At 40.2% G+C, this 18,722-nt stretch carries 10 protein-coding genes and 1 pseudogene; 1 reads left to right on the top strand and 10 read right to left on the bottom strand.

Translation table 11 applies throughout. The annotated features are described in order from the left end of the window. Positions 1-17: 17 nt before the first annotated feature. Both B9A18_RS12215 and B9A18_RS24985 read right to left on the bottom strand, forming a co-directional pair. A complete protein-coding gene (locus B9A18_RS12215; protein ID WP_235005310.1) occupies positions 18-1,814 on the bottom strand; it encodes a substrate-binding domain-containing protein in 1,797 nt (598 codons plus the stop codon). Between the two features lie 227 nt (positions 1,815-2,041). After that, entirely contained in the window at positions 2,042-2,335 is a 294-nt protein-coding gene (locus B9A18_RS24985) for a hypothetical protein (RefSeq protein ID WP_144009481.1), read from the bottom strand. Here B9A18_RS24985 and B9A18_RS12210 point away from each other — a divergent pair. Continuing rightward, positions 2,218-2,661: pseudogene (locus tag B9A18_RS12210) on the top strand (transposase); the annotation flags it as partial. The gene B9A18_RS24985 and the pseudogene B9A18_RS12210 sit on opposite strands and share 118 nt — an antisense overlap. A 237-nt stretch (positions 2,662-2,898) precedes the next feature. On the opposite strand, the gene B9A18_RS12205 reads toward B9A18_RS12210, so the two are convergent. From B9A18_RS12205 to B9A18_RS12170, 8 genes are all read right to left on the bottom strand, one after another. Then, entirely contained in the window at positions 2,899-4,845 is a 1,947-nt protein-coding gene (locus B9A18_RS12205) for a glycoside hydrolase family 97 protein (protein WP_084289567.1), read from the bottom strand. Between the two features lie 27 nt (positions 4,846-4,872). Beyond that, positions 4,873-7,053, bottom strand: a complete 2,181-nt coding sequence (locus B9A18_RS12200; protein WP_235005309.1) for a GH92 family glycosyl hydrolase — start codon at positions 7,051-7,053, stop codon at positions 4,873-4,875. A 21-nt stretch (positions 7,054-7,074) separates the two neighbouring features. Further along, a complete protein-coding gene (locus tag B9A18_RS12195) occupies positions 7,075-9,084 on the bottom strand; it encodes a glycoside hydrolase (RefSeq protein ID WP_084289566.1) in 2,010 nt (669 codons plus the stop codon). Between the two features lie 56 nt (positions 9,085-9,140). Further along, a complete protein-coding gene (locus B9A18_RS12190; RefSeq protein ID WP_084289565.1) occupies positions 9,141-10,634 on the bottom strand; it encodes a RagB/SusD family nutrient uptake outer membrane protein in 1,494 nt (497 codons plus the stop codon). Positions 10,635-10,646: 12 nt separating this feature from the next. Continuing rightward, positions 10,647-14,054, bottom strand: coding sequence for a TonB-dependent receptor (locus tag B9A18_RS12185; RefSeq protein ID WP_084289564.1), 3,408 nt, complete (start codon positions 14,052-14,054; stop codon positions 10,647-10,649). Positions 14,055-14,325: 271 nt separating this feature from the next. Beyond that, entirely contained in the window at positions 14,326-15,264 is a 939-nt protein-coding gene (locus tag B9A18_RS12180; protein WP_084289563.1) for a FecR domain-containing protein, read from the bottom strand. Between the two features lie 57 nt (positions 15,265-15,321). Next, on the bottom strand, positions 15,322-15,870 hold the full coding sequence (locus B9A18_RS12175) for an RNA polymerase sigma-70 factor (protein WP_084289562.1): 549 nt from the start codon (positions 15,868-15,870) through the stop codon (positions 15,322-15,324). A 509-nt stretch (positions 15,871-16,379) separates the two neighbouring features. Beyond that, the gene (locus B9A18_RS12170) at positions 16,380-18,656 is read right to left on the bottom strand and encodes a hypothetical protein (protein ID WP_084289561.1); all 2,277 of its coding nucleotides are present in this window, start codon (positions 18,654-18,656) and stop codon (positions 16,380-16,382) included. Positions 18,657-18,722 lie beyond the last annotated feature (66 nt).

The raw sequence follows: 18,722 nt of genomic DNA, 5'->3' as shown, positions 1-18,722 counted from the left end.
TACTATTCGAACCCTGTTCAAATAGTAGCGTTATGGAAAGCCCCAGTTTGAGAAGAGTCCCTTGGAATAAGTATCGTATCTAAAACAATCTCTTCCGGGGTATTTCTATCATAATGCTCTTCTTTAAGCATTTTAAGAAGCATTGTAGCGGCCACTTCACCCATTTTTACTTTTTGCTGATCAATAGTGCTTAAGACGGTATTACCATAAGTCCCAAAAGCGTCGTTTGCAAAACCGATGACTTTCACCTGTTCAGGTACTTCTATATTATATGCTTTTAACTTCTTAAGCACACCCAAACCGATGTAATCCTCCATGGCAAATACCCCATCAAAAATGATATTGTTTTCAATCAATTTTTGAATGCATTCGGTACCAAGTTCTAATGAAGGAGTTCCATAAAAGATTAATTCTTCATTTATCGACAAGTTATACTGTGCTAATGCCTCTTTGTACCCCCTTAAGCGCTCCTTAAATATTGGAACGTTTTGATCTGTAGTAATGTGAACAATACGTTTACATCCTTGTTTAATTAAGTGTTCAGTAGCCGAAAATCCACCACGATAATCGTCAATTCTAACAGATGGGACGCGAATTTCGTCAACTATGCGGTCAAACAACAACAAAGGAATGTTATGCTCTTTTAAACTGTGGAAGTGATCATAATTGGAGGTTTGAAGCGCTATAGAGGAAATGATACCATCAACGCCTGATTTTATAAGCGTCTTAATTCCCATTACTTCGTTTGTAAACGATTCTTTTGATTGGTACAATAAGACACTGTAGCCATTTCCGTTCAACACATTTTCAATGCCCTGCACTACAGAACTAAAAAAACTTCTTTCTAATGTTGGTAACAGTATGCCAATAACATTTGTATTCATTGCAGAAGTATCACTTAACACTTTTGTACTGGTGGAAAAGGTAGTATTTAACTGGCTTAGTGTATTGGTTTCTTTGCGTTTAAGTTGATATTGGCTTAGAAATTCTGTTGGTGATAATCCATTTATATCTTTGAACTGCTTATTGAAATTAGAGATATTGTTATAGCCGCAGAGAAAGCTAGCTTCTGACACATTAAATTTACCTTCCAGCAATAGTTTTGCTGCATGGCCAATTCTCACTTCTTTGATAAAATTTAATAAGGTTTGGTTGGTGTTCTTCTTAAAAAAACGACAAAATGACGCTGGCTCCATCGACAAAACATCAGCAACAGCCGGCAATGAAATATTCTTACTAAAATTTTGGAATACATAATCATATACTTTGCTAATTTTTTGTCCTTCATCAATAATGTCGGAATTAGATGAAGAAAATGACTGGATGGTATCTGATTGAACAAGTATATCTAATAACTCCAGCATCATTGCGATCTTTGTCATTCCTGTAGCTAAGAGCATTTCCTCCATAATTTTTTTTGCCATGATTATCGTTCGACCGGAAAATGAAATTCCTTTTGAAGCTTTGAAAAGGAGTTCGTTTAATGGTTTTAACTCCGGCCTCTCTAATAATTGTTTCCCCAGAAAATCAGGAAAAAAATGAATTAAGATTGCCTGCGATTGAGCCATTGGATCTAGCTTTTTACTATATTGCCAGGAATGAGGCAGGTAGCTTCCAAGAAGTACAAGTTGTGTCCCTTCAAAGTCTACAATGTTATTTCCAATAAAATGTTTGCCACAGTAATTTTCAAGTAATGCGAGTTCAAAATACTTGTGGGATGTTAAGACCGTATAAGGCTTATTTTCCAATATTTCCAACCTAACCGTAAAGGATTGGTCAGGCGGAAACATGAAATTTTCGTAAATGCGCTGCATAATTAAATAAAAACTATACATAAGACGATTGAGTGAAGATGATCCCTAGTCGTTTTCTATAATTTTTATTTTCAGTACCCCAGCGTCAAAAAAACGCACTACCAGATAAGTATCTTATTTATCTAATGAATTACATATTGCCTTCCGATAAAAAGAAATAAATAAAAAAGAGAGGTCCCCGTTACCACAGCGTATTGGAAGACACAGAACCTGACATACTCGAAAAATTACATTGCTTTTATCTTTTTAATTAGCTCTTCTGTCAGTTTTCCTGCTTTAGGATATTCATCAGCAATGAGCTGATAGGCAATTTCGGCAGATTTAAGTGCTTCATCTTTAAGTCCCAGTTTATAGTATAGATCTGCACAGCTACGATGGTTGGTATAAGCTTTATCATTGATCAGGATGCAGAAAGGATGAAAACCTGTTCGATTACAACAAGGACGCGGATATGTTCGTGTGTCCAGCTGGGCACTTGGCCATAAAAAAGAGCCGACAGGGTAAGACAGGGGTCGGTACAAATCAAGTGAACACCTATTATTTTGACGTTGAGAAGTGTAAGGTCTGTCCCTTGAGAGAAAACTGCTACAAACCCGGAGCTAAAACCAAGACCTATTCGGTATCCATAAAGTCCGACCTCCACAAAGAGCAGATGGCTTTTCAGGAAACAGAATATTATAAGGAGAAAATAAAGGAACGATATAAAATCGAAGCAAAGAACAGTGAGCTCAAGAACGTCCACGGATATAAACGTGCAACTTCCTATGGAATAGAGAATATGGAAATGCAAGGGGCATTGGCAATATTTACCGTGAACTTGAAAAGAATACTAAAACTGATCAATTAATCTCAAAATTGCATAAAAAACGCCCATATTACTAACTCTTTCATGCAAATCGCATGATGAACATTCAATCTGTGCAGATGTAATTTTTGGTAAATAAAAAAACGACCAAGTAAAAAATTGTTTTACTTGGTCATTTTTTAAGCCGACTCATAAATGGAAGACTTTTTCAGTGCCCTCGATTTCTCTAAGGCTTCTCTCAGTGCTCCTAGGCACATATCTTACGAACTCTTCATAAAATCATTTTTTAATGGGTTTAAAAGTCATGCAAACACCTCCACCAGGTGCCAAAGACACATGGAGGGTTTCTTTCATAGAGACTGTCTTTTTGTTAAGGCTGTATGTTTCTCTGTTTGTAAGATAGTGTGCGTCAACTCCATCTTGTATGATTTCTACTTCATATTTCCCACTACCCAGAAAGGTTAACGGAATACTCAGCTTTCTTCCAGATTCATTGGTAGCAGCCCCTACTAAGAAAGCATCCTTGGTTTGTCGCATCATGACAATGTATTCACCTATCTCGCCTGCTAGTGTCTTGCTCTCTACCCATGGCATCTTTTGCTCGGAGATGAAACGGAACAAAGGGGGATATTTACGATAGAATTCCGGAATATCAGGTAATATGGTAGCTCCCGAAAAAGTGATTAACGTTCGTGCTGCTTCAGCGGTCAATGTAGATGGAACAGGCAGATTGCAGTCTGTGCGGGTAGTATGGCCCTGACGTAAATCGAACATACCATTGTTCATATCCAGTGGCCCAGCCACCATATTAACAAAAACGGCAGTAACGAAAGTCTTTGGCACAAAAACATGGTGTCCGTCAAGCTGTGCATGACAAAGCTCCCGTGTAACCGCGTTCGGCCAGGTGCGCATCTGTCCGTAAGGGTGAACTGGATCATCATGATAATCCACCAATAAATGGTTTTCCGCGCAAAGCCTGGTTACAGTTTGCGTCCAACGATTTTTTTCTTCATGATTTCCCCTCATAAATCCATATTTAACACCTGCTGCTCCCCATTCCCCATACTGTTTTAAGGTCTTTTCGATCGGGAATTTCTTACCGCCTATGTCGTTCAGGTAAAGCCATATTCCTACTCCCTTTTCTTTTCCGTACTGAATGAGTTTGCGCACATCATTGACTTTATCACCCGATACCGGATCCGAATCCGAATGAAATTCAGGGCCATACCAGTTGGCGTCAAGAACTAAATAACGTAAGCCTTGCGCTGCTGCAAAATCAACAGCACGCACCCATGAGGGGTAGGACATCTCATAGCTGAATCCCTCTACTTTTGCACCGTTCATTCTCCAATCCCACAGTGCCAGACCGGGTTTTACCCATGAAAAATCGTATTCGGGTAATGGAGTAGGGTTTAGTAGTTCGATGGTATGCGAATCTGTCAAAGCTCCCGGCGTTGTTCCATACAGAATAACACGCCATGCTGACTTATATCCAGGGTACAATTTTGCGGGTTTGGACGAAAGCGTAAATACCCGTTCTCCCTTTTCTGCATTAAGCACCAATGGCTCCCCTTCAATTAAATAAGCTTCATGGATGGCTAAGTAGTTCTGACCATCTGCTTTAACTGTCATAGGAGGCAATCTTCTGCCGTCGCTTTCGCTCAGCAATTCTGGCCCGATGTTGTGATTTTCACCATTGTAATACCAGGCTGTAAAATTGTCGGTAAAGTGGTAAGCTGTTAGTTCCGAAATAACCCCTACGGTCTTTATTTCAGTTGAAGGAACTTCGTACCTGAAGGCAATTCCGTCGTTGTATACACGGGCTACGATTTGTATGTTTTGTAATAAGTTGGATGCTTGATTCCTTATCCTCAAAACGAGTTCATTGAAATGGTCGTCTACTTTGGCTCGTTTTCCCCAAATCGGCTTCCAGACATCTCTTACTTCGCGACGAGATGCTGTCTCTACCCTCCATCCGGCATAAGGAATCACATTCCCGTTTTCCAATTTAAAACCTAATGGAGATGGATCAATAAGTTGTCTGTTTTTCCCTTTGAAAGAATAGATGAATTGTCCGTTTACATCTTGGGACAATTCCATTGTTATACTTTTATCCGGGGATGTGATTTTGTACTTCCCCAAAGTATCATTCCCATATAGAGGGTGTAATCCAAGAAAACCAAGAAACCCAATCAGCAGGGAATAGTATCTAATTTTATTTTCCATAATATATATTGCAATAATGTTGTTATTTTATTTAGAACGAAATTCGAGAATTCCACCCTTCATTATATCTTTGACTGATATGAATGGTTTGTCAAGCACCTTTCCATCGAAAGAAATTTTAGTTAGCAACGCTTCCTTGCCCACTTCTGGAGCTTGGATTTTTAATTGTTTATTGTCTTTCAACTTCACTATGATCGCTTTGAAACGAGGTATACCAAGGGCATATTGACCCGAAGCAGGTGTAAGAGGATAAAATCCCAACGTACTGAATAGATACCAGGCTGACATTTGTCCGCAGTCATCATTACCCGACAAACCATCTGGTTTGTTCTTGTAATTGCTTTCGATAATCTTCGGAATTCGTAACTGTGCTTTGTCTAATCGGTCACAAAAGTTGTACATATACACAAAATGATGACCTGGTTCATTGTCATGGTGATAATGTCCTTCATCAAAATTCTTGTCCAATTCCGAAGCAAATTGTTCTTTTCCACCAAGTAGATCTACCAATCCAGGAACATTCTGCATGACACAGAATCGATATGTCCATTTCCCCCCCTCCGTAAACCCTTCGTCTGGACCACCCCAGTCTCCGTTTGTCTTACGCGCTTGAAAGAATCCTGTTTGGGAATTATAAAGGTTCTTATAATACTCCGAACGCCTCATCAATATTTTATAATCTTCCATATGTCCCAAACCTTTTGCCATTTGCGCAATACTGTAATCATCCATTGCAAACTCCATCGTACGTGAGACAGATTCATTGGTTTTATCAGAAGCAACGTAACCCAGTTTAATATAATTAGTCAACCCTCCTCTCGCTTCATAGTTACCAGTCCATGGTTGACGGTCTGCCCAACGAGAATTAGCGTCACCTGTTGGCGGAGAAAATGCATTCTTCCGGATAGCCTTATAGGCTTCCTCAATATCATAGCCTCTGAATCCATTCACATACGCGTCAGCTATAACAGCATCTGAGTGCGTTCCGATCATAATATTCGTATAGGTGGGATTCGGCCATTTGGGTATCCATCCGCCTTCCTTATACATCTGCACCAAAGCTGTCACCATCCCATTCACACGGTCAGGCTGAGTCAACTGTAACCACGGATGCTGGGCACGAAATGTGTCCCATAGAGAATATGCATTGTAAGAGACTCCCGCGTGTACTTTATCATCAAACGCGCTGTAGTACCTGCCATATTCCGAGAACTCCCTGGGGTATTGCATAGTTCGGTAAAATGCGGTATAAAATACATCAAGATCATCTTTTGAAGCACCCTTAATGGCAATTTTGCTCAAATTTGCAGACCAGATTTCTTTTACTTTCCTCTTGGTATCGCCAAATGAAGCCCTTATCGGTATTTCCTGTTTTAAGTTGTCCTGCGCCTGATCATAGTCGATGAATGACGACCCTATTCTGATCTCCACCAGGTCTGTACCAGTGGCAAACTCTATATATCCTCCCACATTGGAGCCTTCTTCCGTATTATTTCCTTCTTTTATAACGCCGTCTTTCCAGGTTCCATGAACTTGAAATGGCTTAGAGAATTTCAACACATAATACCCTTTTAGATTCTTCAGTTCAGGGCCTAAGTGGCTGTCATGTCTTTCTTTGTTATATATCCTTACTTCCTGTTTATCCGGGAGTACCTGGATACCTCCCCCATCTTTTTCACGTCCGGCCTCAAGGAATAATATTGCTTTCTCCTTTTTTGGATATTCTATCTTGAAAAATGAACATCTTGACGTAGCGGTTAATTCTGTTGTAATTGAACTTTCCTTATTGACTGCATATTCAATTTTATACGAATATGGGGTTGCCACCTCCTTAGATCTGTCTAGCTTTACAGCACGTTCTGCAGGCTTTATTTTTAGACTTCCAACCTGAGGCATCAGGGTAAAAAAACCATAATCGCCCATCCAAACTGCCGGCTGATGAGTAGCCATAAATCCTAGAAAATGTTCATCGCGGTGGTGATACATTGTTTTTGAGATGCCATTAATCCGCGTCACAGCACACCACTGTGTCATCCCGAAAGGCGCACTCACAGCAGGCGTAGTCCCTCCGTACTCTGTAGCATGTTGTCCTTCGCTTCCGATAAACATGTTTACGTGCGTTATGGGTTCCTGAGCGTAAACAGGAAGCACACAGATAAAGAATAACATAAACAGTGCGTCCGCTTTAGTATTTAATAATTTCATCATATTTATCAATAGATTTTCTATCTATTTTGCATCTGTGAACTGAAAATCTGCTGTTTGGATCCTTGTGACTGGCTGATTGTTGACAAGCGACAGCGATTGTTCAATGCGCGGGCCTTTCGCAACAAAGCCATTCTCTGGCAACAGATACTTCTTTCCACCAACTGTCGTACTGTAAGGCTTCTTACCGAAATTAACAATCACCTGAGTGCCATCGGAAAACTGCGTGCGCTGAACGTCCCGATCAAGTGTCAGGAATTCATGACTGAGCATTTCCTTTTCTGCAATTGCCTCGTGCAAATTGCAGACATTGCGATACGTCCGCAGAAAGGTCTCCCGGGCTATTTCCCATGATCCTTGCTCATTTGGACCGGAACCACCTGTTTTTTTGTTGGCCCATAGGATTGGCATCGTTCCGTAAAGGATATTAAAAGCGTCCTTCTTCGCAGTCAGCTCCGGAGCAGCACTCAAAAGAAAATCGTTGGAATCTCCCCAATACCATGTGGATACGACACAATCATGAAAGACCAATTCCCAGAGCGGAGCACGATACTGATGGCCGATCCCCCATTTTTCGTACTGCTCCCATTTTGGATAGTCTTTCTTTTTCGGGTGTTGAAGATATGGTGCAGACCATGAATAGTAATCGGTACCTCCACTCATCATGCCCTCAATATAATCGATTACCGGAACAGACCACCACCGGCCGTGCTCTCCACCTGTGACCAAACCAAGTGACTGGACATAACCGAGTAGGTCGACTCCGGCTTTGCGCTTCTCCGTACGTGTCAGTGGATGCTTTTCGTCGTAGCATTCGTACAGGTCTTCAGCCGTGGTCACGTCAATGAATCGTCCAAGATACGGGCGGGTCTCTAAAACCTTAGGGATAGTCAACTCCGCAGCGTGCTTCCAAAAGGCAGGACACCTCTTCATAGACTGTTTCCCATCCCATGAGCGCCATGCTAGCATGCGTGTGCTGTCGCTTTTGAGCACTACGTTTTCCGGCACCAAATCGTGACCACTATCAATTATCCCGTTTGCTTCCATCGGAAAAACGTCTTGATATGCATCATAAGCGCTCGTTAGATAACCCAGTTCGTTAATTGCCTTCATTTCCTCTGGTGGTGCAGAACCATTAATGATCATCTTCTTAACTCCGGCTGCCTTGGCCGCCTTTGCAAACGCGAGGCTTTCGCCATCCCAGACATCAACTGCGCCAAATAGACGGTTTAGATTCGGGTTTTTCTTAATCTTTTCCGAGAAGGGTACAATCAGTCCATGTTGTTGAGCATAGGCCCGATAGCGTTTTGCCAGTGCCACGTAGCCCCCCTGGGAAATAAAATTATAGATGAGACGCCGTGAATATCCAAAGCGCTTTAAACTTGGTCCCCATCCTACACGCGGTGCAACTACTTTGCGATCTCCAATCTTAAGTGGCACCATGTCGAAGTAGGCGTCGTCGGATGTTTCCAGTATGATTCCATATCCAAATCCCTTCTCCATATCACACACTCCTACCCAGGGCATATCGAGCAAAGAAGTGCCGAAGCGTGTTTTGGGGAAAGGTTTGAGATCTAAAGGGTAGAGGTGGCCATTGCTGAAATCGGCGATAGCAAGGGCCCCACTCTCCGAGTTGAGTTGAAACGGATCGAGAAATGGAATTTCTTCAATGATCGTATTGCGATCCTTCATATCTGCCTCAATAAACAAGTCGGATGATGTATTTGACAGGGTCAGTTTCAGCGTCAACACATAGGGCTTCGTCCCGAACTCTGTCTCAAATTGCAGACCTCGTACGGGGCCGTCCATGGCACTAACGTTTCGAATATGGCGCTCGCTCAATGGCGCTTGCTTCCATTGGCGGTTACCGCCTTTATCGTAGACCGTCAAGGCACCACTTTTAGCATCAACATTTACCCTTAGGTGGTCATTTTCAAGCAGCCAAACGTCACCGCGCTGCCTGACAGAAGTCTGTCCTTTTATTACCAAAACAAAAAGGATAATTAAATTTAATGTTATGAATATTCTCTTCATACGAATCTTACCTATTTAATAAGAGGCTGTCCAAAGGCGGACAGCCTCTTTAATTATCAATAACCTGAATTTTGCTTGATTTTACCTTTAGATTCATCGATAATATTCTGAGGGAGCGGAAATAAAACCATATACGGTTGAGCAGTTGTATAGCCTTCTTCATGAGCAGTTGAGATAAACCTGCCATGGCGGATTAAATCCCTTCTACGATGACCTTCACAGAATAATTCTCTTCCTCTCTCATCCAAAATAAAATCGCGGAATGCTTCTTTGCCGGCAATCGCAGATGCCGGGATAGAATTGGGTAGACCGACACGCTTACGTATTTGCTCTACATAGCCAATGGCTTCTGCATTTGGGCCATTTTGTTCATTAATAGCTTCCGCCAATTCCAAAAGGACATCCGAATACCGGTAAATCACTTTATCGTTTCCTGCCCTTTCAGATGTTTGCTTCGGATCTTCCGGATATTTGAATGGAATAGCTCCGTTCTTCAAATGTTCGTAATTGTTACGGGTTGCCAACACAGAATCAATTGCTCCTGCTGGTAAGTATTTAAACGCTCCAATCAAGGACTTAAGCCGGTCGTCTCCTTTTTCATATTTATCATAAAAGCGCCAGGGCGTGTTATGCACATTCCATCTCTGTATCAGCGTATTTTTCAAGGGATAATTAGGAGGGGCAACGTGTGTCATCCAGGTATTACCATCTCCCCCTTCAGAAAGGCAGGGGATAGCCCAAATGATTTCGTTGTTTTTCTCATTCTCCACAGAAAAAACAGAAGCATAAGAGGGTTGCAGGGAGTATCCAAGTTTTAATATTTCCCGGCAAGCATTTTCAGCATCATTCCAACGTTTTTCCTGCAAGTAAAGCTTTACCAATATAGCATAAGCTGTCCCTTTAGTGAAACGTCCAAAATCAGGCCCAGCATATCTTTCAGGCAATACGGCGGCAGATTCCTTCAAATCTTTCTCTATCAGATTTACAAAATTTCCTTTCGACATCCTTTCCAGGATAACTTCATTTTCTGGATTCCGCAAAATTGCCGGATCTGTCACTACGCCGGCTGTACCATAAAAATCATATAAAAAGAACATATATTGCCCACGCGCACATTGTACTTCAGCTATAAGTTCTTTCTTCCGTCTTTCATTCATTGTTGTCCGCTGTAAATCGTCCATCAGAAGAGTGGCGCGGCTTACATGTTTGATCCAGTCAGGATAATGTTTTGTCAAAGCATTCGTTGTCGAATTCCACATGAATTTCTCCACAACCTCTAAATCAGAACGACGTATCCCCATATCGTCGGCTGTTAAATTTGACAACATCAGATAGGTTTCTATCCAACAATTAAATATTCCACCTTGTCCAAGCATTGGGTTATAAATCGCAGTCACAGCTGCCCGCGCATCATCTTCATTTTTGAAATAATTATCCGGTATAATTTTATCTTTTATAATAGGATCTAAATTTTTCAAACAGGAAGATGTCCCTAACACCAAAATACACATTAGGATGTATACCAGTTTATTATGCCAAAATCTTTTCATTTTCTATGATTATTAAAAAGTTACGTTTACACCAAAAGAAACAGTTAATTGAGTCGGATAGGCTGCCATGCCATCCATTTCCGGATCTACACCGCTATATTTTGTAATCACAAACGGATTCTGTATGTCTGTATAAACTCGAAGACTTTGTACAATTTTATCCAGGCGTTTTATCTTGGGTAATGTATATCCTAACGTTATATTTTTACACCGTAAGAAGTCTGCATTTTCTAACCAAAAATCAGAACCTCTCTCGTATGGATTAGAGATGCTAGTCGGGTACTTCCCATTTGGATTATCATGAGTCCAACGATTTTTTACTGCCTCAGCCATATTCGATCCACTTTTTAATGCATCAGAACCATTTACATAACCTAGATATGCAGGTGGTTCCAGTTTCCTCCCGAAATAACCATAGAAGAAAACATTCAGGTCAAAACTCTTATATTCAAAAGTATTTCCGAAGCCAAGATGAAATTTGGATGTTCTTGTGCCGAGATAAACAATATCCGCATCATCCAGCTTTCCATCTGCACCGACCACCAACTCCCCGTTCGTCCCACGTCCATTCACATCCTTGTATTTAATCATACCAGGTTTAGCATTTGGCATATGCGGAAGCTTTGATGTTCCATCCGGATTTATGTCGGAAGGCTGCACCAATCCGTCAGATAAATAAATATAATAAGGATTTAACATGTCTTTTTCATTTTCATAAATAGCTTTCTTCCACTGGGGGTTCCTTTCTAACCAACGGTCACGATATAATGAAAATGTAAAATCCGTAGACCACCGAAGGTCACCAATCAGGTTGCGGGAATTAATTCCTAATTCAAAACCTTTACTGCCTTTTGCGCCAATATTCGCCATAACTGTATTAATTGGATTATACTGCATTAGCACCTTCGTGTCAAGCAAATCAGAAACACGGCGGGTAAAAAACTCCATAGACCCGGTTATCCTGTTTTTGAAAAATCCGAAATCAAGCCCCAGATTGAGTTCTGTTGTGGTTTCCCATTTCAAATTAGGGTTAGCCAATTGGCTCTGGGCTACACCGACAGAAGACTGATCACCGAAAATATAATTATATCCTGTTGAATAAAGTGCCAATGAATTACTCCCAATATTGGAATTACCAGTCTGACCTAAGCTAATCCGCCATTTCAAGTCGGATATCACTTTCTGTTCTTTCATGAAGCTCTCGTTTATCATGCGCCAGGCGATAGCTACAGAAGGAAAATATCCCCATTTATGATTTTCCGCAAATTTTGAAGAGGCATCTCCACGTATAGTAGCCGAAACCAAATAACGGCCATCGTAATTATAGTTTAAACGAGAAAACACCGAGCCAAGGATTTCTTCGTTACCATAGGAGCCAACTCTTGGTTTGATGTTTTCACCTGCACCCAAATTATTCCATTTAAACGCATCGGTAATAAAACGGCTATTTCCGGCATCAATGCCATCTGTTGCAAAATGTTGGTAAGAATATCCCGCCATTGCTGATAGAACATGTTTATCCGCAATGGTTTTGATATAAGAAGCCGTTACATCAAACAATTCGTTTGAACGATTCAAAAACGACTTAGTAGCTTGGCCACCTTCCTTAAGTCCATATAATGTCGTTTTAGGCATGTATGTATTTCGCTCTCCTTTTTCCTGCTGAAAACCTGCATTCATTTTTATATATAATCCCTCAACAGGCGTTACCGTCAAATAAAAATTGCCCAACAATCCATTGATTATATTTTCATCGCTTACCTCCAGCAAAGAAACCGCATTCGGTAAAAAGGGCAAATTCGAGTCTAGCATAAACTTTCCCTCCTTATCGTAAATAGGAAGGGAGGGATTAGAACTCATCGCTGCTCTAATTATTCCCGCATGCTCATTCTGGCCATTGCTCAGTGCCACATTTGCATTATTAACATGGCTGACATTTAGATTAATGCCGGTTTTTATATATTTCCCCAATTTATGATCAAAGTTTGCCCGGCTGGAATAACGTTTAATTCCATTATTCTTAATCACTCCCTGTTGATCAAAAATACTTCCAGAGACATAATAAGATGTTTGTTCCGTCCCTCCTCTTAAAGACAAGTTGTGTTGAGCAATAACCCCATCTCTTTCTACTGCACCTAACCAATCCGTTGTTTGTGCATTAGCAATATCTTGTGCAGAATACTTAGGCATATAAGAGTTGGTCACAGATGCAGGGTCTATATTTCCATAGGGTTTTATCTTATTGTTGGATAACCAACTCTCATAAATAACCCTATTGGTCTCCATCATAAAATCCTGAGCATTTAACATCACTATTTGTTTAACTTTTTTTTGCGTTGACATGGATCCTGAATATTGAACTGTAGAACGTTCTCCATTTTTACCCCGCTTTGTGGTGATTAAAACAACACCGTTAGCTGCACGGGCACCGTAGATAGCTGTCGCCGCCGCATCCTTCAAAATTTCAATCGATTCAATATCCCCAGGATTTAAGTTATTCAAAGGGGATTTACTTCCCGAACTATACTTCCCGCCACCTGGCTCCATATTTTCGACAGAAATAGGGTAGCCATCAATGACATACAGCGGACCTGAATTACCGGCCCCGCCTGAAGCGTTTCCCCTGATCTGTATCCATACTCCAGCTCCAGGTTGTGCGCTGGTCTGAGATACCTGCAAACCCGGAGCTTTACCCGACATCATTTGACCTAATGATAGATTTCCGGTCTGCGGTAAATCTTTAGATTTAATCTGACTGATAGCACCGGTCAAGTCGCCTTTCTTCACTGCTCCATAACCAATGACAACCACTTCATCCAGATCTTTTACTTCATTCTTTAAGACTATGTTGATCGCAGATTGCCCGTTGACCTCTCTGACAACCGGCTCATAACTTATATGCGAGAATATGAGTGTCGCTGTTGACTTCACATTGATGCTATACTGGCCATCTGGACCGGTGGACTTATTGTTCTTCGTTCCCTTTTCACCAACAGACACCCCAGGCAAAGGTTTACCTTCTTTATCTAGAACTCGCCCACTCACTTGAATCTGTCGTTGCGGTGTCTGACCGAGATCCGTTCCCTTTCGTATTAAAATTATATTCCGGTCCTCGATCACATAACGGATATTTGTTTCTTTGAATAGTTCGTTCAAAACTGTTTCCAGCTTTTCACTTTTAAAATGAGCTGGGACTGATTTGTTTAAATTGATAACGGTATTATCATAAACAAAGAGGTAATTGGTTTGCTTTTCAATCTTGATGAGAGCTTCCTTAATCGAAATCGCATTCGTATTTATCGAAACAGATTTGGTTTGCGCCGACACCTGTGTACCCGCTATTGTAAGCGCCATCACAAAAGCGACATATTTGGCTATTTTTATAAATTTCAAAATGTTTTTTAAGTTTACATTTTTCATACAAGTACATTATTTGGTTTTGGTTGGTCAAAGCTATAGATAATAACAGTGGAGAGAATCAAACTCTCCTTTTTGAAAGTCGTTCTAGTGGTTATTTGCGTCATAGGCATCATATGTTAAGTTTATATTTGGTTAACTATACATAAGACGATTGAGTGAAGATGATCCCTAGCCGTTTTCTATAATTTTTATTTTCAGTACCCCAGCGTCAAAAAAACACACTACCAGATAAGTATCTTAGTTATTTCAAACATTTCTCAAAAAGAAATTTCTAATGAATTACATATTCGTTAGTTTCAAAATTACGCACGTAAGTAAAATCATTGTTCAATTGCAAAACCCTTAGCATATGCTCCACACCATCATCCATCCAGAATTTCCCTGTGTATCTCCTACTCGCCAACTTTTTGTTCTTGTTCGTAATTTTAATTTGGTAATAGATTTCCACTTTTTGAAACAGACTTTCTACAGACTCGTTTTCGAAACACAATAGACCTTCCCTCCAGCGGTAGGGGTCCATACTACCTATCGTATAGACTTTTAAGTTTCCGTGCTCTTCTACCACTTTTTGATTCGGATAGAGCATAAATTTCTTACCTTTCGTACTTTCGACTTCTACACGCCCACTCATCAAAGCGGTTTCAAAGTTGTCAATCCCGTAGGCCTTGACGTTAAAGTCTGTCCCCAACACTTTTACGGAATAGTTCTCAGTTTTCACAATAAATGGCAAGTGGTCGTTATGCACCACATTCAAACGACCTTCTCCATTCAGATAAACTTCTCTTTTTTCGGCATCGAACCTGCTCGGAAAACGGAAGGTACTGTTGGCGTTTAGCCAAACCTTCGTGCCATCTTGCAAAATCAGCTCAACACGTTGTCCGGCGGGCACATGAACGGTTTGCATACCAATCTTCTCTTCTTCTAAGGCTGATTTTCCCTTCCATATAAGTGATCTCACATTCCATAACAAGCTTACCAACAATATAGCAGCAGCCGCACGAAGCCAGGAGAGTCTGATCATCTTATTTTTACGAGGTGCTGCTGATGCCTTTTCTTCTTCTATATCCTCCCAGACCGACACAACATAAGCTTTCTGGAGGGATTCATATTCCTTTTTATGAGTAGGGTCTGCCTCAATCCATTCAAGTACCTTCCGTCTTTCCTCATCCGAGGCGTGACCACCGATGTATTTTAACAATAGTTTTTCCATAAATAAGATAGTTTCGTAAAATATAAGACGATTGAAGAACGCACTTCCCTAGCCAGATTAAAAGAAAAATAAGAAAACACTTAAGTAATCTTTCAGATTTACTGAAAGTACTTTCAATGCTTTAGACATATGATATTCTACCCCTTTTACGGATATATCCAATTGTTGGGCAATTTCTTTACCGGAAAGATTTTCCTGACGACTCATTAAAAAAACCTGACGCGTCTTTTCCGGAAGCGCCTGCAATGTTCGATGGGCAATCTCAGTAATTTCTTTAGTGAGCATCTCATCCTCATGCATGCTTTCGAGGGTATCGATGCGCAGCTGCAAATCTCTACTCTCCCAATCTTCAATTGATTCTATTACTTTACGCGTTACCTTCTGATGTTTGAGATAATCCAGCGATTTATTTTTAATGACCCGAAACAAGAAACTCTTCACAGACAACACCTCTTCCTTCTTCATCCGTTCCCATAATATACATAAAGCATCCGATGCAATATCTTCTGCAACTTCATCTAGACGTACAAAAGATTTCGCAAACAAAACCGATCGATGATGATAATTTTTAAATAATTGAGCAAAGCTTTGTTTCAGGATTTCCATTATGTAATTAAGGACTCTTGCAAAGACTTCTCTTTTTATCCTGACAAAATTCCCCAAATTATTTTGTCAGATCTTCAAAATGGCTACTTGCAAAATGTCTTGAAATGTAGCAATTTTATGTAACATAATAATACTCAGTGTTAAATAATGTTTTTATCAAGCGTTTCACCCGATTGAAACCTTTGGTGTCATTGCCAAAGATGGAGACGTTTGAAAACATTAACTTACTATCTTCTGAGCGTAAACATAGACATACTGTTTTGTAATAGCAATCCTTAATATAGATCATATTGAAGGCACTTCCATCCTTTTCCCATGAAATGTACACTCCATTAAGAGTAACATCTATTAATTATACTTCAAAACTCGATCTTCTTCCTTCACTAGTCAACTTTTTTCACGACGTGACATACTCTTATCTATACGGTTCATCCATTTGGCGCCAAAATGCAAAATAAACTTTAATTAAAGCTATCGACGAATAAGGCCTTGCGGTCTCGTAATCACCACTAATACCCGACAGCTCTTTTTAATTTCACAAACATTTTTTTGTTCGAACCATCTCTATTTGTCTTGTATAAATTCCAATTATTGGCATCAATACTTTCCAAATGAAATGATTGCGCAGGATCTGAAAGCTGATTTTTCACCAATTTTGGAAACGCATTGGCAGCTCTGGCATCTTCCCATGTTCTTATTGCTTTAAAAATAGCATCTTTTTGAGGACAACTTTCAACATCCTTTTGATTTAGTTTCAAACTGTATGTTGTACCAACCCCTACAGAAATGGCTTGTATATGCTCATATTCTTCAACTTTAGATTTTGAATTGATAGGAAAATTACCACCCATTCCTACAGGAAAATAGTTAGCATAAGTTACATCACGAAGATCCTTTCCCTGACTGGTTGTACTGCCCCATTCACGGGTTTCAGCATCGTACATGTTCTTTCCACCGCCAGCATTCCAAATGCTTTGATAATGCCAGGATCCTTCAGATAAAGTAGCACCTGTGATACGAATATATGGAACGCCTAATTGCGTTGCTTTTTCGAACATTTTATGAAAGAAACGTTTGGTCGAATAATAGCCGTGTCCATTATTGAACAAAAATTCTTGTCCATCAAAATCGTAATAAGCAAAGCCATTGATTTTACAAATCTCAGCAAAGTGCTCAGCTATCTTGTCTTGCAATTGCATATTCGGGATAAGCCCATCGTAACCGTAGTTAACTGTAACCTGAAGTTTATAAATCGTATCTCTGTTAGCATGATTTGATGGTGTAGTCTTCCAGTATCCTCGCTTCACATTTAAAAGCCGGTACGGTTTCTCTTTCGAAACACCCATATAATGGATAAGTTCTTTACCAATTTTGATCATATTTAAGTCGGCACAATGACCTTCCCAACTGGCAATTTCTTCAAGATACATTGGATCGTTAACAAAAATGACCGTATCTGTTGCATTGATACTTTTTACCAGTAAACGTTTTTGCTGATAACACAAACTATCGCTCGGCGTTGGACTGACATCCATGGTGCCCTGAGCTAAAGCACTAGTAATTGTGGTTCTACCAATAGTAATACCTTGTTTAGCGGCCATCTCTGAAAACTCCTTATGCGAAACATTTCCGGCTGTTAGTTTTATTGGTTTTTTCTCAAAATTCTTTCCGTCAATATAACCATTATTACCGCGATCAGCTTTTAAAAAGCCTTGATCATATAAGCTTATTGTTTTAAAACCTAATCTTGATGTATAAGAGATAATGCTATCGTTTAAATTACCACTGGTAAGGGCGTCAGGGACAAAAGCAGTAGGATCTTTTATCCACTTTCCGTTAATGGTTGGATGAGGGAGCTTTTCCGCCAAAACAATTTTTTGAATCACATCCATCAAAGCTGTGCTGTCTGGACTTCCCCATAAGGCTACAGATGATCCGATATAATCTAACGGCAGTGGTTGCACTTGTATGTGGTTTGGTTTATTGGCTGCCATAAGCGGCATAAGTGAGAAATTGATTTCTCTTTCAAAAGACCTGTCTCTTGACTGATAAGCAATAGATATTTGGCCTTTTTTGTCTACTAAGGCTGCATTACCAAGCAGAATCCTATACCATGGTTCCTTATGTGCATAAAAAGCAACATCACTGATACCATCTCCACCCAGTGTAAAAATTTGTCCTTCGTGAAGGTTTTTAGGCAAAGGAAAACGCTTGGCATCTGGCGTATGTATGATGTATTGAAAAGGAGCCGCATCGCCAACAGTTTCAGCTAATCCACTTAAGGTCTTGTCGTTCAAGGCAAGTATGCCAATTGCGTAGTTAACCGTTTTGCTGGTATCACGGGCAACACCTATAATTTCACCCATTAGATTGGTAATGCTGGTATGGTAATTCCCCCACTGGATAACATCGATCCCATTACGTGGTGAGAGCGATTGTAGCGTTAGTTTAAAATATTTCTTTTTGGGTACGATACTGATTTTGGCAACAGAACCATTCGGATATTTCAGTACCATTGTCTGGCTGGCTTTGGTAAAGGTTGCGCTGGTTGGCTGATAGTAAACGTTCTTTTTACTATCATATAAACTCATCACTGGCGAGGGTTTATCTGTAGGGCTAAACTCGCGATTAGGCTTAACCGTGATGTTTTTCATACTAGTGATCCAACCTTTGTTACTGATCTGGATTTTAAAGTAATCGGTGCTAAAATTGTACTGTGCAAAAACCGATATTGGAATTGTCGTCACAATAAAGGCAATTATAATTTTAATGAAGTTTAATTTCATAATGGATTTCTTATTTCAGTTGTGTGTTTTTATCTAAGGTTAGTTCATCTTTAAAGCATTCTGATT

It is taken from the genome of Pedobacter nyackensis, assembly GCF_900176505.1.
In the GTDB taxonomy this organism is placed as follows: domain Bacteria; phylum Bacteroidota; class Bacteroidia; order Sphingobacteriales; family Sphingobacteriaceae; genus Pedobacter; species Pedobacter nyackensis.
Note: the sequence above shows the minus strand (reverse complement) of the source record. Positions and strands in the feature narration are given on the sequence as shown.

What these genes read in the sequence shown, in the direction of transcription:
- B9A18_RS12215 (WP_235005310.1), bottom strand. Translation starts at nt 1,814, where the DNA reads ATGCAGCGCATTTACGAAAATTTCATGTTTCCGCCTGACCAATCCTTT.
- B9A18_RS12205 (WP_084289567.1), bottom strand. Translation starts at nt 4,845, where the DNA reads ATGGAAAATAAAATTAGATACTATTCCCTGCTGATTGGGTTTCTTGGT.
- B9A18_RS12200 (WP_235005309.1), bottom strand. Translation starts at nt 7,053, where the DNA reads ATGATGAAATTATTAAATACTAAAGCGGACGCACTGTTTATGTTATTC.
- B9A18_RS12195 (WP_084289566.1), bottom strand. Translation starts at nt 9,084, where the DNA reads ATGAAGAGAATATTCATAACATTAAATTTAATTATCCTTTTTGTTTTG.
- B9A18_RS12190 (WP_084289565.1), bottom strand. Translation starts at nt 10,634, where the DNA reads ATGAAAAGATTTTGGCATAATAAACTGGTATACATCCTAATGTGTATT.
- B9A18_RS12185 (WP_084289564.1), bottom strand. Translation starts at nt 14,054, where the DNA reads ATGAAAAATGTAAACTTAAAAAACATTTTGAAATTTATAAAAATAGCC.
- B9A18_RS12180 (WP_084289563.1), bottom strand. Translation starts at nt 15,264, where the DNA reads ATGGAAAAACTATTGTTAAAATACATCGGTGGTCACGCCTCGGATGAG.
- B9A18_RS12175 (WP_084289562.1), bottom strand. Translation starts at nt 15,870, where the DNA reads ATGGAAATCCTGAAACAAAGCTTTGCTCAATTATTTAAAAATTATCAT.
- B9A18_RS12170 (WP_084289561.1), bottom strand. Translation starts at nt 18,656, where the DNA reads ATGAAATTAAACTTCATTAAAATTATAATTGCCTTTATTGTGACGACA.